Source organism: Pseudazoarcus sp. NS36, from assembly GCF_059703705.1.
The window spans coordinates 15,806-40,483 of sequence record NZ_BAAKJA010000008.1; the positions used below are offsets into that span (position 1 = coordinate 15,806).

General features: G+C 64.0%; 22 protein-coding genes. 11 read left to right on the forward strand and 11 right to left on the reverse strand.

Annotated elements, in window-relative coordinates; translation table 11 throughout:
- Positions 1-73 precede the first annotated feature (73 nt).
- Genes AC6H0R_RS13240 through AC6H0R_RS13250 form a run of 3 tightly spaced genes read left to right on the forward strand, consistent with a single transcriptional unit; the run spans position 74 to position 1,985 of the window.
- Positions 74-754 (forward strand): urease accessory protein UreF, encoded by a 681-nt coding sequence (locus tag AC6H0R_RS13240; protein WP_497581834.1) that lies wholly within the window; start codon positions 74-76, stop codon positions 752-754.
- Positions 751-1,380, forward strand: coding sequence for an urease accessory protein UreG (gene ureG / locus AC6H0R_RS13245; RefSeq protein WP_497581835.1), 630 nt, complete (start codon positions 751-753; stop codon positions 1,378-1,380). The genes AC6H0R_RS13240 and ureG overlap by 4 nt, the downstream gene beginning before the upstream one ends.
- Before the next feature lie 26 nt (positions 1,381-1,406).
- Positions 1,407-1,985 carry a HupE/UreJ family protein gene (locus AC6H0R_RS13250; protein ID WP_497581836.1) on the forward strand — a complete coding sequence of 193 codons (579 nt, stop codon included), beginning with the start codon at positions 1,407-1,409 and terminating at the stop codon, positions 1,983-1,985.
- 115 nt (positions 1,986-2,100) lie between these two features.
- On the opposite strand, the gene AC6H0R_RS13255 is transcribed toward AC6H0R_RS13250, so the two are convergent.
- The 10 genes from AC6H0R_RS13255 to AC6H0R_RS13300 all read right to left on the reverse strand — a co-directional run bounded on the left by AC6H0R_RS13255 (position 2,101) and on the right by AC6H0R_RS13300 (position 17,311).
- Positions 2,101-2,550: a hypothetical protein gene (locus tag AC6H0R_RS13255; RefSeq protein WP_497581837.1), complete on the reverse strand. Its 450-nt coding sequence runs from the start codon at positions 2,548-2,550 to the stop codon at positions 2,101-2,103.
- Positions 2,520-2,864, reverse strand: coding sequence for a hypothetical protein (locus tag AC6H0R_RS13260; protein WP_497581838.1), 345 nt, complete (start codon positions 2,862-2,864; stop codon positions 2,520-2,522). Before AC6H0R_RS13260 ends, AC6H0R_RS13255 begins: the two co-directional genes overlap by 31 nt.
- 75 nt (positions 2,865-2,939) lie before the next feature.
- Positions 2,940-3,650 (reverse strand): transposase, encoded by a 711-nt coding sequence (locus AC6H0R_RS13265; RefSeq protein ID WP_497581839.1) that lies wholly within the window; start codon positions 3,648-3,650, stop codon positions 2,940-2,942.
- 483 nt (positions 3,651-4,133) lie between these two features.
- A complete protein-coding gene (locus AC6H0R_RS13270) occupies positions 4,134-6,140 on the reverse strand; it encodes a hemagglutinin repeat-containing protein (protein WP_497581949.1) in 2,007 nt (668 codons plus the stop codon).
- Positions 6,116-7,063 carry a PoNe immunity protein domain-containing protein gene (locus AC6H0R_RS13275; protein ID WP_497581840.1) on the reverse strand — a complete coding sequence of 316 codons (948 nt, stop codon included), beginning with the start codon at positions 7,061-7,063 and terminating at the stop codon, positions 6,116-6,118. The genes AC6H0R_RS13270 and AC6H0R_RS13275 overlap by 25 nt, the downstream gene beginning before the upstream one ends.
- Entirely contained in the window at positions 7,060-7,290 is a 231-nt protein-coding gene (locus AC6H0R_RS13280) for a hypothetical protein (RefSeq protein ID WP_497581841.1), read from the reverse strand. Before AC6H0R_RS13280 ends, AC6H0R_RS13275 begins: the two co-directional genes overlap by 4 nt.
- Complete coding sequence (locus tag AC6H0R_RS13285) at positions 7,287-8,000, reverse strand: transposase (protein ID WP_497581842.1); 714 nt, start codon at positions 7,998-8,000, stop codon at positions 7,287-7,289. Before AC6H0R_RS13285 ends, AC6H0R_RS13280 begins: the two co-directional genes overlap by 4 nt.
- Positions 8,001-8,123: 123 nt before the next feature.
- Entirely contained in the window at positions 8,124-8,690 is a 567-nt protein-coding gene (locus tag AC6H0R_RS13290; RefSeq protein ID WP_497581843.1) for a hypothetical protein, read from the reverse strand.
- Entirely contained in the window at positions 8,687-15,559 is a 6,873-nt protein-coding gene (locus tag AC6H0R_RS13295) for a two-partner secretion domain-containing protein (RefSeq protein WP_497581844.1), read from the reverse strand. The genes AC6H0R_RS13290 and AC6H0R_RS13295 overlap by 4 nt, the downstream gene beginning before the upstream one ends.
- A 39-nt stretch (positions 15,560-15,598) precedes the next feature.
- Entirely contained in the window at positions 15,599-17,311 is a 1,713-nt protein-coding gene (locus AC6H0R_RS13300) for a ShlB/FhaC/HecB family hemolysin secretion/activation protein (RefSeq protein ID WP_497581845.1), read from the reverse strand.
- Positions 17,312-17,634: 323 nt separating this feature from the next.
- Here AC6H0R_RS13300 and AC6H0R_RS13305 point away from each other — a divergent pair, with 323 nt between their 5' ends.
- The 4 genes from AC6H0R_RS13305 to nusB are packed head-to-tail and all read left to right on the forward strand — an operon-like array spanning position 17,635 to position 20,264.
- Positions 17,635-18,240 carry a riboflavin synthase gene (locus AC6H0R_RS13305; RefSeq protein ID WP_497581846.1) on the forward strand — a complete coding sequence of 202 codons (606 nt, stop codon included), beginning with the start codon at positions 17,635-17,637 and terminating at the stop codon, positions 18,238-18,240.
- Complete coding sequence (gene ribBA / locus AC6H0R_RS13310) at positions 18,237-19,325, forward strand: bifunctional 3,4-dihydroxy-2-butanone-4-phosphate synthase/GTP cyclohydrolase II (RefSeq protein ID WP_497581847.1); 1,089 nt, start codon at positions 18,237-18,239, stop codon at positions 19,323-19,325. The genes AC6H0R_RS13305 and ribBA overlap by 4 nt, the downstream gene beginning before the upstream one ends.
- A gap of 22 nt (positions 19,326-19,347) precedes the next feature.
- On the forward strand, positions 19,348-19,818 hold the full coding sequence (gene ribH / locus AC6H0R_RS13315) for a 6,7-dimethyl-8-ribityllumazine synthase (protein ID WP_497581848.1): 471 nt from the start codon (positions 19,348-19,350) through the stop codon (positions 19,816-19,818).
- Positions 19,815-20,264 (forward strand): transcription antitermination factor NusB, encoded by a 450-nt coding sequence (nusB, locus tag AC6H0R_RS13320; RefSeq protein WP_497581849.1) that lies wholly within the window; start codon positions 19,815-19,817, stop codon positions 20,262-20,264. The genes ribH and nusB overlap by 4 nt, the downstream gene beginning before the upstream one ends.
- A 76-nt stretch (positions 20,265-20,340) precedes the next feature.
- Here the strand turns inward: nusB and AC6H0R_RS13325 are convergent, their stop codons facing one another.
- A complete protein-coding gene (locus AC6H0R_RS13325; protein ID WP_497575017.1) occupies positions 20,341-20,619 on the reverse strand; it encodes an HU family DNA-binding protein in 279 nt (92 codons plus the stop codon).
- A gap of 345 nt (positions 20,620-20,964) precedes the next feature.
- Here AC6H0R_RS13325 and AC6H0R_RS13330 point away from each other — a divergent pair, with 345 nt between their 5' ends.
- From AC6H0R_RS13330 to alr, 4 genes are all read left to right on the forward strand, one after another.
- A complete protein-coding gene (locus AC6H0R_RS13330; RefSeq protein WP_497581850.1) occupies positions 20,965-21,774 on the forward strand; it encodes an alpha/beta fold hydrolase in 810 nt (269 codons plus the stop codon).
- A 136-nt stretch (positions 21,775-21,910) separates the two neighbouring features.
- Complete coding sequence (locus AC6H0R_RS13335; RefSeq protein ID WP_497581851.1) at positions 21,911-22,039, forward strand: hypothetical protein; 129 nt, start codon at positions 21,911-21,913, stop codon at positions 22,037-22,039.
- Positions 22,040-22,065: 26 nt separating this feature from the next.
- The gene (locus AC6H0R_RS13340; RefSeq protein ID WP_497581852.1) at positions 22,066-23,571 is read left to right on the forward strand and encodes a methyl-accepting chemotaxis protein; all 1,506 of its coding nucleotides are present in this window, start codon (positions 22,066-22,068) and stop codon (positions 23,569-23,571) included.
- Between the two features lie 42 nt (positions 23,572-23,613).
- Positions 23,614-24,672: an alanine racemase gene (alr, locus tag AC6H0R_RS13345; RefSeq protein ID WP_497581950.1), complete on the forward strand. Its 1,059-nt coding sequence runs from the start codon at positions 23,614-23,616 to the stop codon at positions 24,670-24,672.
- The last annotated feature ends 6 nt before the right edge of the window (positions 24,673-24,678 follow it).

Genomic DNA, 24,678 nt, shown 5'->3' on the forward strand with positions numbered 1-24,678 from the left:
GACCCGGCCGGTCGAGGCCAGCCGCAAGCCGCCCACCGTTCACTGGCGCTGACGCAAACCAGGGAGTGCTCTGATGCTCCCCCTCATCCGCCTCCTGCAACTCACCAGCCCGACCCTCCCGGTCGGCGCCTACACCTACTCGCAAGGCCTCGAATGGGCCGCGGAAAACGGCACGGTGAAGAACGAAGCCGGCGCTGCGCGCTGGATCGGTGACGCGCTGACGCATAATCTGGCGCGCTTCGAAGCGCCGCTGGCGGCTGCGCTGATGCAGGCCTGGGCGGAAGGTGACGATGCGCGCGTGGCCGAGCTGAACTCCGACTTCAACGCCAGCCGCGAGACCATGGAGCTGCGCGCCGAGACCGTGCAGATGGGCTATTCGCTGGTGCGCCTGCTGGGCGATCTGGATGCGTTCGCGCGCCTGCCGGGCTGGCGTGACCGATTGCTGGCGGTGGATGAGCCGGCCTTTCCGACGGCGTGGACGGCTGCGGCTGCGGCGTGGCATGTCGACCGCGAGCAGGCCATCGCCGCATATCTGTGGGCGTGGCTGGAAAATCAGGTGATGGCGGCGGTGAAGGCCGTGCCGCTGGGCCAGAGCGCGGGCCAGCGTCTGCTGAGCGAGCTGGGCGAGACGATTCCCGCACTGGCGGCCGCGGCCGTCGCGCTGCCGGAAGAGCAATGGAGCAACTTCAACCCCGGCCTCGCGCTTGCGAGTAGCCGGCATGAAACGCAATACACGAGGCTGTTCAGATCATGACTACACCCACCCAGGCACTGCGAATCGGCATCGGCGGCCCGGTCGGCTCGGGCAAGACCGCCCTCACGCTGGCGCTGTGCTGCGCGCTGCGCGACAAGTACAACATCGCCGTCGTCACCAACGACATCTACACCGCCGAGGACGCCCAGTTTCTGGTGCGCAACGAGGCGCTGGCGGCGGATCGCATCATCGGCGTCGAGACCGGCGGCTGCCCGCACACGGCGATCCGTGAGGACGCGTCGATCAACCTCGAAGCGGTGGACCGGCTCAACCGGCGCTTCCCGGGGTTGGAGATCATCTTCGTCGAGTCCGGCGGTGACAACCTCGCGGCCACCTTCTCGCCCGAGCTGTCAGACCTCACGATTTACGTCATCGACGTCTCGGCCGGCGACAAGATCCCGCGCAAGGGCGGCCCCGGCATCACCAAGAGCGACCTGCTGGTCATCAACAAGATCGACCTCGCGCCGCTGGTAGGCGCGTCGCTGGAGGTGATGGACCGCGACGCCAAAAAGATGCGAGGCGAACGCCCGTTCATCTTCTCCAACCAGAAAACCGGCCAGGGTCTGGCCGAAATCATCGACTTCATCGAACGCCAGGGCCTGCTCGTCGCGCCCGAGCCCGTCTGACCGAATCCATCACGAGGAACCCGACCATGAAACGACTCATCTCCGCCCTGCCGCTGGCGCTCTTCGCCGGTGCCGCGCTTGCCCACCCCGGCCATGGCGGCCATGAATCCGCCAGCTTCTTCTCCGGCTTCGGCCACCCCATCGGCGGCGCCGACCACCTGCTGGCCATGCTCGCCGTCGGCCTGCTCGCTGCCCGTCAGTCCGGCCGCGCGCGCTGGGCGCTGCCGGTGGCCTTCGTGCTGGCCATGCTCGCGGGCGCAGGCCTGGGCGCAATCGGCGTAGCGCTGCCGGCAGTCGAAACCGGCATCGCGCTGTCGGTGCTGGTGCTGGGCCTGCTCATCGCGCTGGTGGTGAAGTTGCCGCTGACGGCAGCCGTGCCGATGGTCGCCGTGTTCGCGCTGTTCCATGGTCACGCCCACTTCACCGAGATGGGCCATGGCTCGGTGTGGCTGTACGCCGCCGGCTTTGCGCTGGCCACCGCCGCGCTGCATGCAGCGGGCTACGTGTTGGCCCGCAGCCTGCCCGAAACGCCCGCCGCCATGTGGGGCAAGCGCGTACTCGGCGGCCTGATCGCCCTGGCCGGCGCGCTCTTCCTCGCCGCCTGAGCGATTTCAAACGCACAAGGCCTCGGCGATGTCCTGCCGAGGCCTTGTGCGTTGACCGGGATACCGAAGACAAAGCCGTCCGAGCCGTAGGTGCTGGTAATGCAGCCTTGGTGGGCTATTTGACCTGATTGCCCGTACATGCGGCGACGCCGGTTTCCACGTCCAGTTCGTAGGACCACCAGCGGGTGGTCAGATACACCTTGCAGCCGGGCCGGAAGACGCCGGCCGGTTCGGGGTTGAGCGCTCCGCGCTCATCCATCCCCATGCTCCAGAACGGGTCGAAGTAGCCTTCGGCAGTGGGATCCTCGGCTTTTGCATGGGCATGTCGGACAGCCCAATCCACGTGCGGCCCCTCTTCCCGCGTGACCTGCCACACCACGTTGCCGGCTGCGTCGAGGCGGAAGACGTTGTGGTTGGCGGTGTGGAGGTCGGGCCATTCGTCACCCGTTCCATAAACGTTCTTCAACCGGAGAATCGAATGTCCTTCAGGCAGCATCAATGCCTGGAACGGCAGACCCAGGAAGCGCTCGCCTTTCATTTCAGCGATCTCGGATTGCTGAACCATTCCGTGGGTGCTTCCACTCCCTTGGGTAGCAGCACCTCAAACTGCACCCCGCCCCCGCCGCCATTGCCCCCGATCCCTTGCTTGATCTGGATGTCGTTGGCGACGGAGACGCGCAGTTGTTGTCCGGCTGGCACGGTGACGTCGGTGCGCATGTTTGGGATCTGAGGCAATGCGTATTTGCTGGCGATCTGTTCGGGGCTCAGGCCGACGACGTCTTCGGCGCGGAACATCCAGCCGGCAGCCTGTGGTGATCCGTCTTGGCCGTTGTTATACACGCGTACGAAGTGGGTTGGTTCTACGGTCTGGATAGTCATGGTCCATAATAATAGGGGACAGACCACAATTTCTCAGGCTCATAATAATAGGGGACAGACCACAATTTCTCAGGCTCATAGCAGTCCGAGTGAAGGCGTCTCTTTGCGGGCTGGCCTTCCTGCCGATCCTCTTGTTGTGCGCTGTCCGAGCGCTTGTGCAATCTGTTGCGTAAAGCGCTCATCTCCCAGAGCGTAATTTCCGTTTGTGGCATTGCGGATTTCATCTGCGACGCCAGGATCAAGCTGATAGCGGAACAATTCACGATATGCGGCCTGGCGCTCCGTTGCCGATGCTCCGAGGGCAAAGTAAAGGGAGTGTGCATTAATCAGGTTGCTGTCCTCGCCTTGCGCATTGACACGGTAACTTGACCAGCGGTACTCGGCGGGATGTCCAACCATGCCTGCCCGAACAGGATTGAGTTCGATGTAGCGCTGGCAAGTGAGCAGATAGCGCTCTTGCTGTGTGATGCAGGAGCGGAAGCGTCCCTCCCACAACGTTCCGGAGCGACGGTATGTGCGGTTGACGTATTGCACGTAACGCTGTCCCAGGGCCTTCATGAGCGCTCCTGCTCCGTCAGACTTTGTCGAGGAGAGCAACAGGTGTACATGGTTGGTCATCAGCACATAGGCGTGCACCTGGCATTCGGCCTTCTCCGCATACTCCTGCAGCCATTGCAGATAGAACTGGTAATCCTCGTCCGCGAAGAAACACGCCTGACGATTGTTTCCGCGCTGAATGATGTGCAGCGGAATGTTGGGTAGTGTCAGGCGTGGGCGGCGTGGCATGAGCGATTCTCAAGCGGTTTCAAAGGCGGAATCTCCCGTGAATCGTGGTCTGTCCCCTATTTAATTGCTGACCCCATTGATCCCTGACCCCATTGATCCCATTCTCATCTTCTCGCCAACGCAGCTTTGACCTCCCAGCAAACCCAAATTAAAAAAAGCAGTTTCGCTAATAAAATCTGAACATAAATGGCATAAACGGATTTGTCCACAGTCGCATATATGAATAGCAAAAACAAAAAAGGAAGTGTTGATAGTGTTATTGTCGTGAGGAGTCGTTGCGTTATTCCATTCGAGGTTATGAAGTAGGTTTTACTAAAGTCGATTAAGACGTGCGTTGAAAAGGTAAATATTATCCACGATGGAAGATATCGATACTCTCCGGGGTTGATGCATATGCCGCCTTTGCAAATCGAGTTGCTGCTGTATGCAACTAATGACAAAAGGAGCATAAACACTATAAGGAGTGAGCTTTTTATAATGTCTTTAGTCTTTGTTTTCATTGATCAGGCTGTAAATCCTGTTAAGTCCAGTTGCAAGCATTCCGCCGGGGGTTGAGGATGCATTTGGATCAAGGTTGAACAGTCCTAGCGAAAAGTCGGCCGCATTCTGAACGTTCGCTGGGTTGGCCACCCATATGGCGGCTGGTGATGTCCAAACTGTCAACGCGCTAGGGACAACATATTGCTGATAAGTGAATGAAAGCAACTGAGCTTCCGTTCGAATTGCCTGACCGAATACAGGCCCCGCGCGTCCGAGCAACTGTATGCCCGCGCCTGGAGCTAAAGCGGCTCCGGTAAGCAGTAGTCCGTCAGAAAGACTGCTGGACTGGCGAAAGTGATATGCATTCGCATACGCTTGGTTCGGTGTCGGAGCCCCAATGGTTGCCACGTTCAGCGGAAATCCTACCTGCGGGCTGTTAGCCCAAACAAGTTCGCCATACTGTCCGAATACTATGTTGCCCATTTCACGCGCCTGAAGCACCAGAGCGTGGCAGAGGGTCGGTCCGGTCATGCATGCTTCCTGAAGCGCTGCGTGACGCTGCCTTGAGAGCAGTGCGAGTTCCTGTTGTCTGGAGCACGCCTGATCGTTGCCTTGCTGACAAGCTTTGCTTGCAGCATCGTACTGCTCCTTCTCGGACAGTTCGAGCATGCGCGGACGCTGATGATTGAGGTAGTTGTTCACCACCTCGTTAAACGCCGCAGCCCCTCCTGCGCCTCCCCCTGCCAATGCTCCTGCAGTGGTGCTGGCGAGTCCGGTGATGACGTTTGCAAGCGGTCCGTCGATACCGGCCTCGCGCAGCGCATCCGAAACGGCCGGTGCCGTCAGGGTGCCTACAGCCGCGCCCAGCGCACCTTCGGCTCCCCCAGTCAGCCCGCCGACGACCGTATGCGCGATCAAGCGCAGCGCACCGTTTTCGCCCCACTGGCCTTCAATGCTTGTTGCCTGCGCTTCGAGTTCTGCTTTGCGGGTCGGGTCGCCTTCTTGTGCAGCGGCAGAGCGCAATGCGTCAGCCTCCCTCATGCGCTGTTCGGCATAGTCCCCGATGGCCTTGCTGGCGTGCTGCCCGAAGGCCTGCGTAATCGCCACCTGCGCCTTCATCTCGCGCTCGACCTTGTCGGCGTCGAAGATGGGCTTGAGCCCCGTCTCCGCGTCCCCGGTGCGCGCATCCACATTGCCCGCGATGCCCGAGATGGCGGCCACGGTGGTGCTGCTCGCCTTGTCCGAATCGCTCGCCACACCCGCGCTGCCGGTGGGGGAGGCGTTGACCGCCATCAGATTGGTGCCGCCCAGCGTGTCCGCGCCGCTGCCGGCCACGCCCCCGCCAAAGCCCACCGAATAGCTGCTGGCCTTGTACTCGGCGCGGTTGTCGATATCGACCAGCGCAAGCTCACCACCCGTCTCGAAGTGGTTGAGCCCGCCATCCACCGCCGCATCGGTGCTGGTGATGGCCCCGCCGGTGAGGGTGGTGTCACCACCGACCCGCACATCAAAGCCGCCGTCACCTGCGCGCAGGGCCGACTGCTCGGCCACGCTCGCAAAGTCACTGTCGACCTTGGCCTGGCCCACCTGCACGCTGCCGGCAAAGCCGTAGCCGATGGTGACCGAGCCACCCGCGCTCTTGTCGCGGCTCTGGTAGGTGCTGACGTCCTGCAGGCTCTCGATAGTCAGATCGCCGCCCACGTCCGCCACCACCCGCTCGCCCGAAGCCACCGCCCCCTTGAGCGTGGTGTCGTCGCCCGAGCGCAGCGTGAGGGTGTCGCCCGCGGACAGGTGTGTGTTGCTCCAGATCAGATCGTCGCCCTCGGCGTTGCCGCGTGCGGCGCTGGCGTTGGCGGTGATGCCGAAGGCAAAGCCGTCCGAGCCGTAGGTGATGGCCACGCCCACTCCGCTGCTGCTGCTCTGGCTGGAGCGTTCCACGCTGGCGGTGTTGGCGGCGGCGAGCAGATGGATATCGTCCTCGGCGATCAGCGGCGCAGTTTGCTGAACAATCGCCTCAGTAAGCCTGCGTCCGTTGCCGAGTGAGGGTGATGCGGATGCGGATGCGGATGCGTGGTAGGAGCGTCCGGGCGCAGCAGGTCACCGGGGTAATGCTCGTGGCCCAGGCAAAGGCTGTCGTCAAGGTCGAACGCCTTGACTGCCGCCACTGCTTCGATGCACCAGCGACCGAAGTAGCTGCCCTTTTCCAGCGGATGCTTGACTGGGTCGCCGTAGATGTACCACCACAGTTCCTCATTCCCTTTGCGAGCGAGTTCGGCATACCAGTGTGTGACAAAGTCACGTAGCAAAACGGCCTGCTGGTCGTGCGGCGCATCGACGGTTTTCAGGAGACGAGCATAGGGCTTCGGATGGAGCAGGGCGGAGCCAATCGGCCGACCGGGCTGACGGCTGGCGATGATCCGGTCGAGCAGCACATCCTCGCCTTCGCCGCCGATGAGCGCGAGCAGGCGTAGCCACTGCTCGTCGGGGATTTCGAGGGCAAGCGCCAACCCGACCAGCCAGAAGCACCAGTTGTAGTGGTTCAGGTTCGAAAGCCGGAAAATCCAGGCGCGCGGGTCGTTGTGGGCCCGAGGATCGTCGCAGACCAAGGGGCTACTCAGCAGGTGCCGGTGATCCCAGCCCTCGCCGGGATTGAGCTGGGCGTTCAATTCGCCGGCTAGCTTGTTCGACAGCTTCCATGCGTCGAGCAGACTGGGAAAGTGTTGGCTGAGTTCGCGGATGGGGTCGCCGCGGGAGTAGCGGCGGAGGATGATCCGAAGAATGTCGCCCTTCGCAATGTCCCAAACGAATTGCGGTCTATACGCAGGGTTGCGAGACGGTCTTTCGAGCTGGTCGAAGTTCTTTCGAGTATTTTCTTTGTCAAATTCAATCCACTTGTCCCAATAATCCTTATCACCCCACGCCGCCCGAATCACAATTTTGCTCCCGATAAACTTGTTCCAGTATTCAGTATTCTGGACGTATCGACCGGCTTTGACCTACCTGCGGCATCAAGAACTTCAACCAGGGTTGAGCCATCTGGTCGCGTGGTGACGACCCACGTCTCGTAACGGCCAGCCTCAATTGATCGTGTCACATCAGGTGCGGCCTCGCGCCCGACAGCCTTCTCGATCAATGGCAGGATCAATGGGGTCAGTGTCATTGATCCTTTCCCTTGCGGAACTCGACCGACTTGCGGTCGCCGCCTCGCCCTAGCGGCATTGGTCGCCTCCCGTTTCTGGCTTCTATTTGGGCCTTGAACCGCTCGTCACCCAGCACCCATGCCTTGTTCGTTGCGTCCCGGATCGCGGCCACGTCTCGCTCCGCCATTCGGCCTTGAAACAACGCACGATAGGCACTTTGTCGCTCTTCGTCCGTTCTGCCCAGTTGTTGATATAGCGGGTGTGGGGTCAGCAGTTCGATAGGCTTGCCCACGGCATTGCCTTGGTAGCTGGACCAAGGGTAGTCCGAGGCATGATCCGCCATGCTTGCCCGCACCGGATTCAGCTCGATGTAGCGATACACCGTCAGCAGGTAATTGTCTGCATCCACCACGGTCGATTTGTAGCGCCCTTCCCACAAGGTGCCAGTACGGCCATAGGTGTAGTTGAAGTACTGGACGTACTTGCGCCCCAAGCTCTGCATCATGCGGCAGACGCTTTGCTTGTCGTGAGGCGTCAGGAGCAGGTGGACGTGATTGGTCATCAGCACGAAGGCGTGAATGGATGCTTGGTGTGTGGCGGCCGCATCTTTGAGAAAAGTCAGGTAGGCCTTGTAGTCTGCCTCCGCGTAAAAACAGGCCTCGCGGTTATTGCCGCGCTGAATCACGTGCTGGGCGCAACCGGGCAGATTGAGTCTGGGCAAACGGGCCACGGCGATTCCTCTCGATTCAGGTCAGAGTGGCGCGGTTCAAAAAAGGATCAATGACACTGACCCCATTGATCACCCGCCATTGATCCTGACCCCATTGATCCGACCCCGCGTGCCCACCCGAAATCAGAAGCGGATCGGCCTACCCCAGAGGAATTCGCCTGTGCGCCAGTCCAGTTCGAAGTAGTAGTCGCAGTAGTCGTACTCGCCCTCCCCGTATTCGAGATTGGCGCTCACACCGAACTGGCCGGGCTCCCCGGTATCGGGATGGGTATGGGGCGTGCTGACGTTGCGGAACCACATCTTGCGGGGCATGGGTTTGCCCTGCGTGCGCATGTCGGGTGGCACGCCTTCGTAGCCGGTCATCTCCCACGGCACCGTCAGGCGCATGCGCTCCTTGCCCCAAGCATCGAGAAGGAGGCAGTTGTCGGGGGTGAAGGTGTCTTCGAAGCAGATGAAGCCAGAATCATCCGGTAAGACCAGTGAATAGATCCATTCATCGTTCGGGACTTCGATCCGTTCGTCGTTGACATACCAAGAGTGATGGGTTATTTCCCCTAACCCATATCTGTTTTCATGTGTAAAGCCCGGCGTGTTCTGATGCTCAAGAACCCAATCTATCCAGCCTTCATGTAGGACAGAAATTCCTGTGCTTCCATGCATAGTGAAGTTTTGGACCTTTCCATTTTTCACGGCAAAACCCTCCCGCTGCCAGCTACATACTGCAATACTGCGCTCCGTTCGGAGCCGTGCAATATAAATTGCAGTTGAGAACCTCCGCCTGTGGCTGATCCTTGGGCGCCTACTACCCCAACTTGGGCTGTAATGGGCTGAGTGATCTCTATCTCGATGACATAACCTACGTTGGACTTGAATTCGGGAGTGAGAGCGAGCTGGTTCCGGGCATAAGCTTGGTTTGGTACATCATCAAATGTCGCCCAGCCGCCGAAGGCTCTACTCGTGTCTGCTTTGCCTGTTGGATCAGTAAGTGCTTTGAAGGCGGCTTCATCCACCACCATTTTCACCCTTGTTCCCGCCGGCAAGGTCGTTTCGGCGACCTGCGTGCCAGACTTCCAAGCCGGCGCCCATTCATTGGCCTTCATCAGCGCGTTCAACTCGTCTGCGTTCTTGAACCCGCTGACGCCGAGCTGCGACATCTTCGAGGCCATCGTGGTGATGCCATCCGTGGCTACGCTCGCTCCCGCCTTGGCAGTGACCACAGCCAACTTGCCCGTCCCTAGCGCGACGGTAGCGACCCCGACGATATCCACGGCAAGGCGTCCGGCCTCTACACCCGACGCTACTGACCCATCCCATCCGCCGTCATTGTATGCACGGGTTTGCATTTCAATGCGCTGCTCGTAATCGTTCGCGATGGACTCACCGACCTTTGCACGAAACTCTGGATCGGTCACGATGGCTTGCAGCGCAGCGAGGGTCTCGGGCAGGTGGGTGATCAGATCGATGATCGCTTCGGCTTGTTCGATGGCCTGATAGCCGATGCCCCCGCCGATGCCGATGAGAAGTCCAGCGTCCTGCATGGCGCTGATGCCTTCGTACTTGAGGGTAGCTCCCGCGATGCACAGGATGTTGGCGCATGCGGCCAGTTCCTTGTCGTAGGCGAGCGCCTGGACACTGGTCAGGTAGTTGTTGGCGGCTTCGTTGAACGAGGAAGCGGCTCCAGCAGTGCCTCCGGCCGCTCCGCCGGCGGTTGCGGCAGCGCCAAGCACAAGAATCTGCTGTAACGGTTCGGGCAGGCCGGATTGCTCGACAAGCCGGGCGATATGGGGGGTGGCGAGGGTGCCTATGGCTGCCCCAGTCGCGCCTTCAACGCCTCCAGTGAGCGCCCCGACCAAGGTGTGTAGCGCAAGACGAGCAGAGCCGCTCTCGCCCCATTGGCTACGCAGGTCTTCTGCCGTATTCAGTGCGGAATCGGCTTGAGCTTGCAGGAAGTCGGCGTCCGCACTGCGTCCCTCCGAACGGGCATTGTCAGCCTGTTGCTGGAGCAAGAGGCCTTCAATCTGTTTTTCTTTAGCCTCGGTTAGCCGCGCCTTGGCGTAGTCCCCGATGGCCTTGCTGGCGTGCTGCCCGAAGGCCTGCGTGATGACCACTTGCGCGTCAATCTCGCGCTGCACCTTGTCAGCGTCGAAGATGGGTTTGAGGCCCGTCTCCGCGTCGCCGGTGCGTGCGTCCGTGTTGCCCGCGATGCCCGAGATGGCCGCCACCGTGGTGCTGCTGGTCTTGTCCGAATCTTCTCCAACGCCGGCTGACGACCCTTGGGGGGCGAGCTTGCCGTCGGTGCTCACGCCCGTGCCGATGCTCACGCCAACTGATTTGCCCTCATAGCTGGCGAGGTTCTGAACGTCTGCCAGCGCCAGTTCACCGCCCGTTTCGAAGTGGTTGAGCCCGCCCTCCACTGCTGCATCGGTGCTGGTGATGGCCCCGCCCGTGAGCGTGGTATCGCCGCCCACCCGCACATCAAAGCCCCCGTCCCCCGCACGCAGGGCGGACTGCTCGGTGACGCTGGCGTAGTTGCTTTCGACTTCGCTCTTGCTGGCGCTGATGTTGCCGGTGGTCGTTGCGCCGTAGCAGAAGGGCGGGATACACAGGCTCAGGCCAAAGCCCCCGCTTTTCTGTTCGCTCTCGTAGGTGCTGAGGTCCTGCAGGCTCTCTATCACCAGGTCCCCGCCTACGTCCGCCACCACCCGCTCGCCTGAAGCCACCGCACCACGCAGCGTGGTGTCGTCGCCCGAGCGCAGCGTGAGGGTCTCACCCGCGGATAGTTGCGTGTTGCTCCATGCCAGGTCGTCGCCATCGGCATGGCCTCGCCCCATGTTCGCGCCGAGTTGGATGGTGAAGCCGGTTTGTTGGCCACCGACCATGAAGCCGATGCCCACACTGGCGCTGCTGTTCTTGTTGTCGCTGCGCTGCGTGGCGATGTTGGCGGCGGCGAGCAGATTGATGTCGTCCTCGGCGATCAGCGTGAGGTCGCGCCCAGCGCTGATGTGGCTGCCTTGCACGGTGATGTCGCTTTGCTCGCCCGCGCCGCTGGCCCGAACGGTGATGTCGCCTCCCGCGATCACGCTCGAAGCGGCCGCGGTGTCAGTGGTGTAGGTGGATGTGTTGCTGCTCTTGCTGCCGCCGATGCTGATCGCAATACCCACACCGCCGCCGGATGCGGGATCGGCCTGCACCGCTTGATAGGCCTCAGTTGCGGCCAACGCTGTGGTGGCTCCCGCCAGCGCCTTCATGCGCGAATCGCTGGTGTCCTTCGACGCCTGCTGCATCTGCTGCGCAGTTTGCACCGCAGTGATGACCGGCGCAGTGAATGCAATGGTCAGGCCGCTTTGCTTCGTCTTGGTCTCCTGCGTGTGCAGGCTGCTCTCGCGCGCTTCGAGGATGTCGACGCGCTCGGCGGCGATGTCGATGTTGCCTTGCGGAGCGAGTACGTCGGAGCCGACCTGGCGGTAGTTCTGGCCGGCGAGCAGCAGCACGTCGCCTTCGACGCTGCCGACGGTGCTGCCGCGGGCGAGCACGGTGGTGGTGTCGGCCTCGTTGCTGGAGGCGCGCGAGCCGATGGTCACGCCCACGCCGCCGCTGCTGAACATGCCGGAGGTCTTCTCTTGCAGGATGTGGGTTTCGAGGTGGGTTTCCGCGGCCGCTTCAATGGTCAGGTCGCGCCCGGCCACGAGGGTGGTGCCGGCGGTGGACACCACGTCGCTGCCGCGCACCGACAGATCCTGACCGGCGACGAGGGTGACGGTTTCGGCCGACAGGGTGCTGCCGACTGCGGTGGTGCTCTCGAAGCTGTCGCGTTGATACTTCCTGGACGACGACAGGAAGCCGCTTTTGGACTTCTCGAAGGAGATGTCGCTGTAGCGGTGGTCGCTGCCCGCGTCGATGGTGATGTCCGCCGCCTGTGCGGCGATGCTGCCCTCGGCGCTGGAGAGGTGGGCGGCGGTCATGTCGATGCGGCCGGCCTCCATGTTGGCCGAGAGCACGATGTCGCCGGTGGTGCCGATGCGCGTGCCCACGTCGGTGCGCGATCCGCTGTTGTTGATGTCGCGGCCGGCGCCGGTGTGGTTGCGGGTGGCCTCGGTGACGGTGCCGAGCCTGAGGTTTCCACCGGCCAGGATGCGTGTGGTGCCGGCATCCGTGCCGCCTTCGCCGCTGGCGGCGGGGGCGTTGTTGAGCAATTGCGCGGCGATCAGCGAGATGTCGCCGGCTGCGGCGAGCTGCAGGGTGCCGCCGGGTTGCTGCACGTGCAGCGTGGCGAGGCGGTCGACGTGCGTGCGGGTGAAGTCACCCGCGGCGAAGTTGTCGGTGTCGCGCGTGGTGCTGGCCACTTCCAGGTCGGTGCCGGCTTGCAGGCTCATGGACTGCCCGGCGGTGACGTTGCCGCCGATCACGTGCAGGTCGTTGGTGGTTTCGAGATGCACCACGTCGCCGTGGATCTGCCCGCCGCTGTGGGTGATGCGGTCGGCGTCGAGCACGACCAGCTTGCGCCCGGCCAGCGTGCCGAGGTTGGCGATCTGGCCGGTGGTCTGGACGTTGAGGATGTCACCGGCCAGCAGGGCGCCGTCGGGGCGCAGGTCGCCGGATGTGGGGCGGGCGTAGAGCTGCGGCACCAGCGCCCGGGTGGTCTGGCCGTCGGGCAGGGTGACGTCGCGTTCGACCAGCCAAACCATGTCGGTGGTCAGCGCCGCCATCTGCTCGGCGGTGAGTGCCACGCCGGGCACCAGATCCCATTGCTGGGCGAAGGTGATGCCGGCGTTCATCAGCGCCATGTACTGCGCCTCGTCGCTGGTGTAGCCGTCGAGAAAGCGGTGTCCGGTGAGGCCGGCGATCTGTTCGCGCAGCAGTTGCTGTTCGACAAAGCCGTCGCCGAGGCGCTTGTGCGTGCCGGCGGGGTCGAAGCCGAGCTGGCCCAGCATGTAGTCGCTGGAGATCCATTGCCCGAAGTCGGCAAAGCGCGGGTCGGTCTCGATGAGGTAGCTGGCGGTGGGGTCGATGGCCGGGCGGAAGAGGGTGTTGCGCCCGTAGGCCGCGCCGCCGGCAGTGCCGATGGTGAGCGGCGCCAGCGTGGTGCCGCTGCCGGAAACGCTCTGTCCGTCTTCGAGGCGCGCGATGTCGAGGTTGAAGCTCTCGAGGATGGGGGCGGGGCTGAAGGTGTGCTTGCCGCCGAACTCCAGTCTCTCGTCATTGCCGTCCCAGTCGCGGAACTGGCGCCAGCCGTCGTAGGAGGTGGTGCGCGCGCCTTCGCTGGAGCGGTTGGTCAGGTCTCCGCCGGTATGGCTCAGTACCCCACCGGCGAGAATGCGGCTGTCGTGGTTGTCGACGTTGCCGGTGAGGGTGAGGTTGCCGCCGGCCACGATGTCGCCGGGGCGGGAGGATTCGACGCGGGTGATGGACTTGGTCTCGGTGTACTCGTAGAAGGTGTAGTCCTCGAAACGGGCCACGACCACGCCATCGACCACATAGGGTTGCTTCTCGACGCGGTGGTTGAAGATGCTCGGGAAGAACGAGACATCCAGCCGCTGCGACCAGCCCTCGGGCTGCACTTCCTGAATGAGGCGGCTTTCCAGCACTTCTTCGCTGGTGACGAGGCCGGCGTTGCTGTTGTGGATGTCGGCGGCGGTGATGTCGAGTGCGCCCAGCGCCTCGATGGTGCCGCCGTGGTTGCTGACCAGCGTGGCGCTGCCGGTGGCGCGGCCGTTCTCGTCGAGCTGCCCGCCGATGGACAGATCGCCGGCCGAGAACAGCAGCGCGTCGTTGCGGTTGGTGAGCGTGCCTACGCCGATGTCGAGCCGGTTGCGCGCGGCAATGACGGGCGCGACATCGCCTTCTTCGTCCTGATGGAGCACATCGCTGGCGATGGCCAGATCGCCGCCGTAGATGCGCCCGCCGCCGAGGTTGTCGCTGCGGGTGGTGATGATGCGCACCGTGTCGCCGTCGATCAGCCCGCGGTTGGTGAGCGTGTCGGCGGTGAGCTCTACGGCGTGGCCAGCGATGCTGCCGGCGCTCTGGTTGGCGACGCTGTCGGCGGTGAGCTGCAGCGTGTTGCCGGACTCGAGGCGGCCCTGGTTGGTCAGGGTGTTGGCGACTTCCAGCGTGACATTGCCGTTGGCGGCAACGTCGCCCTGGTTATTGAAGTTGCCGCTCAGCTGCAGGCTCAGGTCACCGTGTGACAGCAGCGCCCCGTCGCCGCCGAGGCTGGCGGCGGCCACATCAAGCTGGTTGCCGGCAATCAGCACGCCGCCGGTGTTGGCAATGGCGAGCGTGCCGTGTGTGTCCTCAATGGTGAGTTCGTCGAGCGCGCTGATCAGCCCGTTGCGGTTGTCGAGGTTGCCGCTGCTGGTGATCTCGATGTTGCGGTCGGCGCGCATGGCGCCATGCTGGTTGTCGATGGTCTTGGCGGCGATGCGTACGTTGCGCCCTTCGAGGCCGAGGGTGTCGGCGTGGGTGTTGGCGTTGTCGAGCGTTGTGGTGGTGATGTCCAGCGTCTGCGCCGACGAGATCAGACCGCGGTTGGTGGCATCGGCCGTGGTCAGCCGGATGTCGCCGACGGCAGCCATGCTGCCGGTGTTGGTGAGCAGGCCGTTGGCGGTGACGACGATCTCGCCCGCGCTGGCGCCGATTTCCCCGGCGTTGCGCACGCCGACACCGGCCTCGGTGCCGATCAGGGTGATCTTGCCGGCATACATGCCGCCCAGCGCGGCCACGTCGATGGCAAAGGCGGGCGTGGCGTCGGTTGCGGCGACGTCCGCGCCCGGTGTGCCGTCGGGTGCGCGCAGGCCGGCCCCGGCGGTGACGGCAAGATCCCTGGCCCAGATGCCGGCGTTGATCTCGACCGCGCGGGCAATGATGCTGGCGTGGTCGGCGACCAGCGCGTCCATGCCGGCGCCTTCGATGAGGATGCGGCCACCTTCCACACGGTAGCCATTGAGGCGGCCGTCGAGCATCACGGCCTGACCGGTGGTGAGCGTGGCGCGGTCGGCGTTGATGAAGCCGCAACCGTTGCAGGTAATGCCCGAGGGGTTGGCCACGACCACTTCGGCGCGGCTGCCGGCGATCTCGATATAGCCCAGCAACCGGCTGGGATTGGCCGAATTGACCTCGTTGAGGATGACGCGCGCCGAGCCTGCACTGAGGTTGGCGTTGCCTTCCACCCAGCCACCGAGCTGCGTCTGCGCGTTGGTACGGGCGTTGTTGAGGATGGCGCCCTGCTGCTGCACGTCGAACTGCGAATAGGTGTTGCGCGATACGCCGGCCGAAGTAGGACGCGTGATGTTGACCAGCGGCACGCCGTTGGTGGCGGCATGCACATGTGGCTGCTGCCCGGTCGGGGCGGTGGGGTCGGCCACAATCTGGGCGTGTGCGGGCCAGGCCAATGCCAGCAGTGAGGCCAGCGTGAGCCGACGCAAAGCGGCCGTGGCGGGGCGCGCTGTGCCCGCGCGGCGTTTGCGCGAGAGGCCGCCTGCACAACTGCGGGCGCACTCGGCAACGGCCATGAAGAGGCCACGGCTGCGGTTGAAGACGATGCGGTGAAGGTTTGCGTTCATGTTCTTGCCTGTGCGTGAAGTCCGGGCGCAGCGGCGCCGTCAGAAGGTCCAGACGAGGTTGAAACCGGAAGCGGTGGAGCCGGTGCGGAAACCGCCGGGCTTGCTGATCGGCCGGCCGGTGAAGACTTCGTACTGAAGTCCTTGCCAGCTGCCGCGCAGGCCGATGACGGCGCCGGTGAGGCGTCGACCGGGCTGGCTGGCGGTGGCGTCACCGCCGGTACGGCCATGGTCGAGGCCGATGAAGGCCGATTGCCCGCTGTTGCCCAGCGCCACCGACAGCTCGTTGCGCAGCAGCCAGCCGCGCTCGCCGGAGAGCACCTGCTCGCCATCGAAGCCGCGCACGGTGTGGCGCCCGCCGATGGAGAACTGGTCTTGCTGCAGCAGCCGGCTGTATTCGCGCTGGCCGCGCAGGTCGGCGTGATAGCGCAGGCGCGCGCCGCCAAGCTGGAAAGGCACGCCGAAGCTGGCGCGGGCGGTGAGGATGCGCGGACGCTCAACGCCCTCGCCGTACTGCGCACGGAACGCGCCGGTGCCGTGGCGCCAGTTTGCTTCCAGGTCCAGCGTGGCCGCGCCAAGGTAGGCGCGGTGCGCAATGCCCGCCTCCCAGCCTGCGCTGCGGCGCCGCTGGACGAGGATTTCGGCGTCGTCGATGTAGTTGCGCGACTTGCGCAGGTAGGCGCCAAGCGAGAGCGTGGTCTTGCCGGTGGCGTTGCGCTGCACGACGCGCGAGGCGCGCAGGTCAAAGCGCTCGCTGCGCCCGCTGTAGCGATAGTCCTGCACCACGCCGGCCACCGTCTGGTGGTAGTCATGGGCACTGGCGTTGAGGCCGAACAGCCAGTAGCCGAAGGGCACCGAGTAGTGCAGAGAATGCCCTTCGGTGCCGCGCCGCCCGCGCTCGCCACCGCCCAGATCCTGGATCAGGCTGGCGTGGAAGAGGTCGCCCAGCCCCAGCGGGTTGTCCCAGGCGAGGCTCAGCGCGCCCATGTATTTGCCGGTGCTGCGCGAGCCGGAGTCATCCAGCGCGAGGCTCAGGCGCAGCGGGAAGTTCTGCTGGCGCTCGATCACGATGTCGCTCTCGCCCGGTGCTTCGCCCGGTTCGATGCGGATGTCGGCATCCCCGCTAGGCAGGCGGCGCAGGTTCTCCAGCCCTTGTTCGATGTCACGCAGGTTGAGCAGCTCACCGGGCCGCGCCGGCATGGCGGCGGCCGGGTGGATGCGGCTGCTGCTGTCATCGGCGTAGCGCACGCTGCGCACGCGGCCGGGCACCACGGTGAGCGCCAGCGTGCCGGTGGTCAGATCCTGCGGCTGAGCGAGCACGCGGGTGGTGATCAGGCCCTCGGCCACCAGGGCGTTCTGCACGCGCCGCATGACTTCGTTGATGCCCTGCGTGCCCAGGCAACGGCCGATGGCGGGGTCGGCACCGCCGGTGACCTCGGCAAGCAGACGCTCGGGGTGGACCGGGCTGCCGGCGAGTTCAACGCGCGCGATCGCAAAGCACGGCGTTTCGTTGTCGGGAATGCGGCCATCGGGGGCGGCCACAGGGGCCTGCAGCCGCACGTCGGTGGAGGGGTCGAGCCGTTCGCGCAGGGCCTCGTCACGCTCCTGCTGACGCTGCAACTGACGTGCCTCGATTTCGGCAGCGGTCTGGGCCTGGGCGCCGGAAGCGGCGGCGAGCAGAGCAGTAACAAGAACAATGGGGAGTGCGGCGGGGGTGCTGCGAAAAGTGCGGGGAACGCGCTGTGCTGCCTGCATCCGTCAAACATCCGTGGTGAAGCCTGTGAGCGCCACCGGGAACGGTTTGCGGAATCAAGGCGGGTTCTGTAAATGCAAAAAGAATATTCGTAACGAATATTGATGACAAGTGGAATGTTGCCAAAGTGGTATCCGTGCAGCGCGGGCCGGGGGGGCAGGGCGAAGTGCGGGCGACAGGGGTGTTGGTGTGCGTGAGCCGGGCAGAAAGGGCGTGAGCGGTGGTGCGTGGTGTCGGGTCGGCATCTGTGCGGGCGTGCGCCGGCACTCGGCCAACGCCCTGTTTTCGCTTACAATCGCGCCTTCGTCCTGACCGAACCCCTCCCATGTTTTCCGGAATCGTGGCCGCCCAAGGCCGTATCGTCGAACTTTCTCCGCTGGCCGATGGTGTGCGTCTGGTGGTCGATGCCCCCGAGCTGGACCTGTCCGATGTGATCATTGGCGACAGCATTGCCAACAGTGGCGTGTGCCTGACCGTGGTCGCACTGGACGGCAGCCGCATGAGCTTCGACGTATCGCGCGAGACGCTGAACTGCACGATTGGCCTCGATGCCGTCGGCAACGAGGTGAATCTGGAGAAGGCGCTGCGTCTGGCCGACCGCCTTGGCGGGCATCTGGTGACGGGCCATGTGGACGGCGTGGGTGAAGTGTTGCGCTTTGCGCCGGTGGGCGAGAGCCACGAGCTGGTGATCCGCGCGCCGCAGGCAATTGCCGGCTACATCGCACGCAAGGGCTCGATCACCGTGAATGGCGTGAGCCTGACGGTGAACCGTGTCGAGGGCCCGGACTTCTCGATCAATCTGATCCCGCACACGGTGGCGGTGACCAACCTCAAGCATCTGAAGGCGACTAGCCAAGTGAATCTGGAAATCGACCTCATCGCGCGCTACGTGGAGCGCATGCAGGCCTGGCGTGAGGAGACCGCAGCATGAGCGAGCTGTCTCCCATCAAGGACATCATCGAAGACATCCGTCTCGGTCGCATGGTCATCCTCGTGGACGAGGAAGACCGCGAGAACGAAGGCGACGTGGTCATTGCGGCGGAGTTCATCACGCCCGAGACCATGAACTTCATGGTCAAGCACTGCCGTGGTCTGGTGTGCCTCACGCTCACCGATGAGCGCTGCCGCCAGCTCGGGCTGGAACAGATGGTGCGCAACAACCGCACCCCGCACGGTACGGCTTTCACCGCTTCCATCGAAGCGGCCACCGGCGTGACAACCGGCATTTCGGCGCACGACCGCGCCCGCACCGTGCAGGCCGCCGTGGCGCGTGCCGCGCGCCCCGACGACATCGTGCAGCCCGGCCACATCTTCCCGCTGCGCGCGCAGCCTGGCGGTGTGCTGATCCGCGCCGGTCACACCGAGGCGGGTTGTGATCTGGCGCAGTTGGCCGGACTGGAGCCGGCCGCGGTGATCTGCGAGATCCTGAAGGACGACGGCACCATGGCCCGCTTGCCGGACCTCATTCCGTTCGCGCAGGAACATGGCCTGAAGATCGGGACCATCCGCGATCTAATCGAGTACCGTGCCGCCAATGAATCGCTGGTGAAGCGTGTGACCGAGAAGGAAGTGGTGACGCCGCAGGGCACCTTCCGCCTGGCCGCCTTCGAAGACCGTACTTCGGGCGACGTGCATTTTGCGATGACGCATGGCGAGATTCGCGCCGACCGCGACACGTTGGTGCGCGTGCACGAGCCGATTTCGGTGGTCGACTTCCTCGACTCCGAAAGCGGCGCCCACAGTTTCCCGATCAACGACGCGCTGGCGCGTATCGCGGCCGAGCCGGCCGGCGTGGTGGTGATGTTGTATCGCTCCCAAACGGGTCGTGATCTGCTGGCCGGCCTGCAGGGTCAGCAGCGTACCGCTGCGCGTTGGGATCCGCGCCTGTTCGGCGTCGGCGCGCAGATCCTGCGCGATCTGGGCGTGGGCCGCATGCGCTTGATGGCCAATCCGCAGAAAATCCCGAGCATGGCCGGCTTCGGCCTCGAAATTACCGGTTTCGTCGACCACGACTGAAGCCGTACAACCCGGAAAACCAATGTCCCGCTTCCATAACATTCCCGAAACCGAGATCAACCTGGACGGCCGCGGCCTGCGTGTCGGCATCGTCATGAGCCGCTTCAACCAGGACGTGTGCGAGGGCCTGCTGTCGGCCTGCAGCGGTGAGCTGGTCAAGCTCGGCGTCGCGCCGGAGGCGATGCAGATCGTTACCGTGCCGGGCGCGCTGGAGATTCCGCTGGTGCTGCAGACCATGGCCAAAAGTGGCCGTTTCGATGTGCTGGTCGCGCTCGGCGCGGTCATCCGCGGCGAGACCTACCACTTCGAGATCGTTTCCAACGAGATGGCGGCCGGCATCAACCGCGTTGGTCTGGACACCGGCATGATGATTGCCAATGGCGTGCTGACCACCGAGGACGACGATCAGGCGCTGGCGCGCATGCGAGAGAAGGGCGAGGACTGCGCCCGTGCTGCAGTCGAGATGGCGCGTCTGCTGAAGGGGCTGAAATGAGCGGCAAGGCGGCACGCCGACGCGCGCGCGAGTTCGCGCTGCAGGGCGTCTATCAGTGGCTCTTGTCGGGCAACTCGGTATCCATGATCGAAGACCATGTGTCCGAGGTCAGCGGTTTCGACAAGGCTGATCTGGCCTTCTTCACGCGCGTGCTGCGTGGCACGGTCAACCACGCTGTTGAGTTGCGCGAGGCTTTTGCGCCGTTCATTCACCGTGGTGTCGAGGAGCTCTCTCCGGTTGAGCACGGCATTTTGCTGATCGCCACTTATGAGTTGAAGAACGACATCGAGACGCCGTATCGCGTGGTCATCAACGAAGCCATCGAACTGGCCAAGGAATATGGCGGCACCGACGGCCATCGTTTCGTCAATGGCGTGCTCGACCGTCTGGCAGCCGAGCTGCGCAAGATCGAGGTGGATGCCGCCCGCAAGGCCCGCGAGAGCTGAGCTTCAAGCGGCGCGCGCCACAAACAAAAAGGCCCTGCCGGTTGGCAGGGCCTTTTTGCTGATCGGTGAGGCGTGCTTACTTGCCGTTTACAGCGGACTTCAGCGAGGCGCCAGCGGAGAACTTGGGCACCTTGGAGGCAGCGATCTTGATGGTGGCGCCGGTCTGCGGGTTGCGGCCGGTGCGCGCAGCGCGAGCGGAAACCTCGAAGGAACCGAAGCCCGTGAAGGCCACTTTCTCGCCCTTGGCCATGCGCTCGGTGATCAGATCCAGCACGGCGGACAGGGCACGATCGGCCTGAGCGCGCGAAACTTCCATGCGGTCAGCCAGGGCTTCGACAAATTCACCTTTATTCATGCTTTTCCTCGATCAGAGTGTGAGTGTTTAAAACCGTTATCCCGCCGGGATTCCGGCAATGCGCGGTGAGTGTTCAGCGACTTTCGGATGTCTTGGGAGATCTCTCCCGTAATCCCGATCTGGCGCCCCGCGCGCCTCCCTGCGAACCCAGCGCGAATACCCTATCGCGACTGAAATTCAGGCAGGGACAGTCTGCACAAGGCGAATCGATCACACAAGACCTTTTTTCGTAACAGCGCGGGTTTGCGGCCCGTTTGCCACATTCCGGAGATCGATTCCGGATTTCGGGGTGGGCAGTCGGCTTGCTACCATGTCACACGTTACAAAATGCGAACGGAGTAGTGCATGCAGATCGTCCAGTCCAATCAGCTCGAATTTGCCGTCGAGCGTCGCGGCGACGGGGAGCCGCTGCTGTTTCTCGGAGGCACGGGATGGGATCTGCGTGACCGCCCGAACCCGCTCGACGGGCCGCTGGCAAAGCAGTTCGAAGTGATCCTGTTTGATCAGCGCGGCATGGGCCAGAGCGACAAGCCTGCGTGCGACTACAGCATGGCCGATTATGCCGAGGACGCGGCCGGCATCCTCGGCGCGTTGGGTGTTGAGTCGGCGCATGTGGTGGGCTTTTCCTTCGGGGGCATGGTGGCGCAGGAGCTGGCCATCCGTCATCCCGACAAGGTGCGAAGGCTGGTGCTGGCCGGCACCACTTCGGGCGGTGCGGGCGGCTCGTCGTATCCCATCCATGAGTTTCTCGATCTCGATGCCGAGACCCGTGCCCGGCGCGGGCTGGAGGTGATGGACAACAGCTTTACGCCGCAGTGGCAGGCGGCCAATCCCAAGGAGGCGGCGCGCCTGATCCGTGAGCGCATGATCCTCGCGGCACGTCGGGCGGACGATGCGGCGCTGGAAGCCGGAAAGCGCCGTCAGCTCATGGCACGCGCGCAGCACGATTGCTTTGACCGTCTGCAGCAGATTGTCGCGCCGACGCTGGTCATTGCCGGTGAGCGGGACGGCCAGGCGCCGGTTGAGCTGGCGCGCAATCTGGTTGCCGGTATTGCCGGAGCCCGGTTGGTGGTCGTGCCGGGCGCGCATCACACCCTGCTCGGAGGCAGTCCGCACGCCTACGAGGCCATGCTGGAGTTCCTCGCCGCGAACTGAACGCGCGGAACCTTCCCTTTTCTGCCATGTCAGTTTCCCGCCGCTTCCTGCGGCGGGTGTGGCAGGCGCTCAAGATCGATACGCGTCCGGCCGATATCCCTTCAGTAATTCAAGATTTTCTGATGGACGGCTGGACATGACTTCGCATCCCGGAAAGAGGCTGCTGATCTTTGCATTGCTTGCGCTGTGGTTGAGCTACAGCGCAGCGGTGCTGGGGTGGCACGCCTGGACTTCGCCTGCTGCTGACGTCTGTATCACCCGCTGACACGACGTACTGCGGAGCGCGAAACCATGCATGACAGGAAATTGACTACTGAAGAGCTGCTGCACGAACAGCGGCTGTCGGCCGACCGCATCATGCTGGTCAGTCTGGGAGTGTTGCTGCTGATCAGCCTTGGCGTGGCCAGTGCCACCGCCTCCTGGTGGGTGGCACTGGCCATCGGCGTGCCGGCCGTGGTGGTGCCCGGTCTGATCTATCGCATGGCGCCCGGCAGCGTGATCAGCCGCATCGTCTTTGCCTGTGCGCTGATGATCTTCTCGGCGCTGACCATCCAGCAGACCGGGGGTGCCATCGAGGCCCACTTCGGCATCTTCGTGCTGCTGGCGTTCTTGCTGTACTACCGCGACTGGCGGCCGATTTTGGCTGCAGCCGCACTGATTGCCGTACATCACCTGAGCTTCAACTATCTGCAGGCGGCAAACCTGGGCATCTACATCTTCGATTCCGGCCCTTCGCTGGGGCGCGTGCTGGTGCATGCCGCCTATGTCGTGGTCGAGGCCGGCATGCTGATGTACATGGCGGTGCGACTGCAGGCGGACAGCATGGAGGCCGCTCATGTGGCGGCTGCCTCGCGTGCCATCGGCAGTGGTGATCTCGCCACGCGTATCGAGGTGGACGATGCGACCTCACTGCTTGGCGCGGTTGAGACCATGCGCGCCGAACTCGCGCGCTCCATGGCCGAAGTGCATGCCGACTCCGACACCGTTGCCCGCATCGTCTCTTCACTCAAGACGCTGGCCGACGAAGTCGACCACATGAGCTCGCGCCAGCGGGATGAGACCAGCAGTCTGGCGGGCGCCATCGCAGAGATGGAGTCCGCCATGGAGAGCCATGCGGAGGAGGCTGATCGCGCCCGCGGCATCGCCGTGCGGTCCGGGACTTTGGCACGTGATGGCGGCGCCGTGGTGCGTGCCTCCATCGACAGCATGATCGACATCGAGCGCAGCATCCGCGAGTCCTCGGTGAGCGTGGAGGAACTCGGTTCGCGCAGCGTGCGTATCGCCGAGATGGTGCAGCTCATCGGCGACATTGCGGCTCAGACCAATCTGCTGGCGCTCAATGCCGCCATCGAGGCCGCGCGCGCCGGCGAGCAGGGCCGCGGTTTTGCGGTCGTGGCGGACGAAGTGCGCAAGCTTGCTGAGCGCACGTCTACGGCCACGGTGGACATCACCCGCCTGATCGAGGACATCGACGTTTCGCGCAAGCGGGCACTCGACTCCATCGGCGAGGCGGTCGCGCGTGCCACTTCCGGAGCGGCCAACGCAGGCGAAGCCGAAACCAGCATCAACCGCATCACGGCTGAATCCGGCGAGGTCGAACACGCCATCGAGGAAATTGCCGCGACCTTGCGGCAGCAGCTTGCTGCCTCGCGCCGACTGGCCCAGAGCGTTACGGCGGTGGCCGAGATTGCCGAGCGGTGCAACGCCGCCGCCCGCAGCGTCAATGGCGAAGCCACGGCGCTGGGCAGCGCCTCGGGTTCGCTCGAAGACGTGGTGTCACGCTTTCGTATCGGTTGATTCGTCTCCAGCGGGGCGGCTTGTGGCACAGTAATGTCCGCCATGCGACCTGCCCGCGCCCTTATCGATCTCGACGCCCTGCGTCACAACTACCGCCTTGCCCGAGCGCGCCACGGCGCGCGTTCGCTCGCCGTCATCAAGGCCAACGCCTATGGGCACGGCGCCGTGCAATGCGCGCGGGCGCTGGCCGAGGCGGACGGTTTTGCGGTGGCTTTCATCGACGAGGCCATGGTCTTGCGCGATGCCGGCATCACCCAGCCCATCCTGCTGCTCGAAGGCGTGTTCTCCGCCGACGAACTGTTGCGCGCGGCAGCCTTTGATCTGTGGCCGGTGGTGCATCACGCCGGTCAGCTGGAGATGATCGAGGCGGCCGATCTGCCGCATCCGGTGGATGTCTGGCTCAAGATCAACAGCGGCATGAACCGCGCCGGTTTCGAGCCGAGCGACGCGCGCGCGGCCTGGCAACGCCTGCACGACAGCGGCAAGGTCGGCGCGATTACCTTCATGACGCATCTGGCACGTGCCGACGAACCGCAAGTGATGGTCACGCCCGAACAGGTCAGCAGCTTCGAGGCCGCCATTGCGGACCTGCCTGGCGCGCGCAGCCTGTGCAACTCGGCCGGCATTTTCGGCTGGCCGGCGGCGCATGCGGATTGGGGGCGGGCTGGCATCCTGCTGTACGGCGCCGATCCCATGCCGGGCGAAGGCAGCGGGCTGCGCGCGGTGATGACGATGGAAAGCGAGGTGCTTTCGGTGCGTGATCTTCCTGCCGGCGCGCCGCTGGGCTATGGCGCGCGTTTTCGCACCGAGCGGCCGACGCGGGTCGGGCTGGTCGCCATGGGCTATGCCGACGGCTACCCGCGCAGTGCGCCAGACGGTACGCCGGTGGCGGTCGACGGCGTGATGACGCGCCTGATCGGGCGCGTCTCGATGGACATGATGACGGTGGATCTGACGGATGTGCCACAAGCCGGGCCGGGCAGCCGGGTCGAGCTATGGGGGCCGCAGGTTTCGGTCAACCGTGTTGCCGAAGGTGCCGGGACGATTGCCTACGAGGTGCTGTGCAACGTCAAGCGGGTGCGCTTCGAGTATTCCGGCTGACGGTGT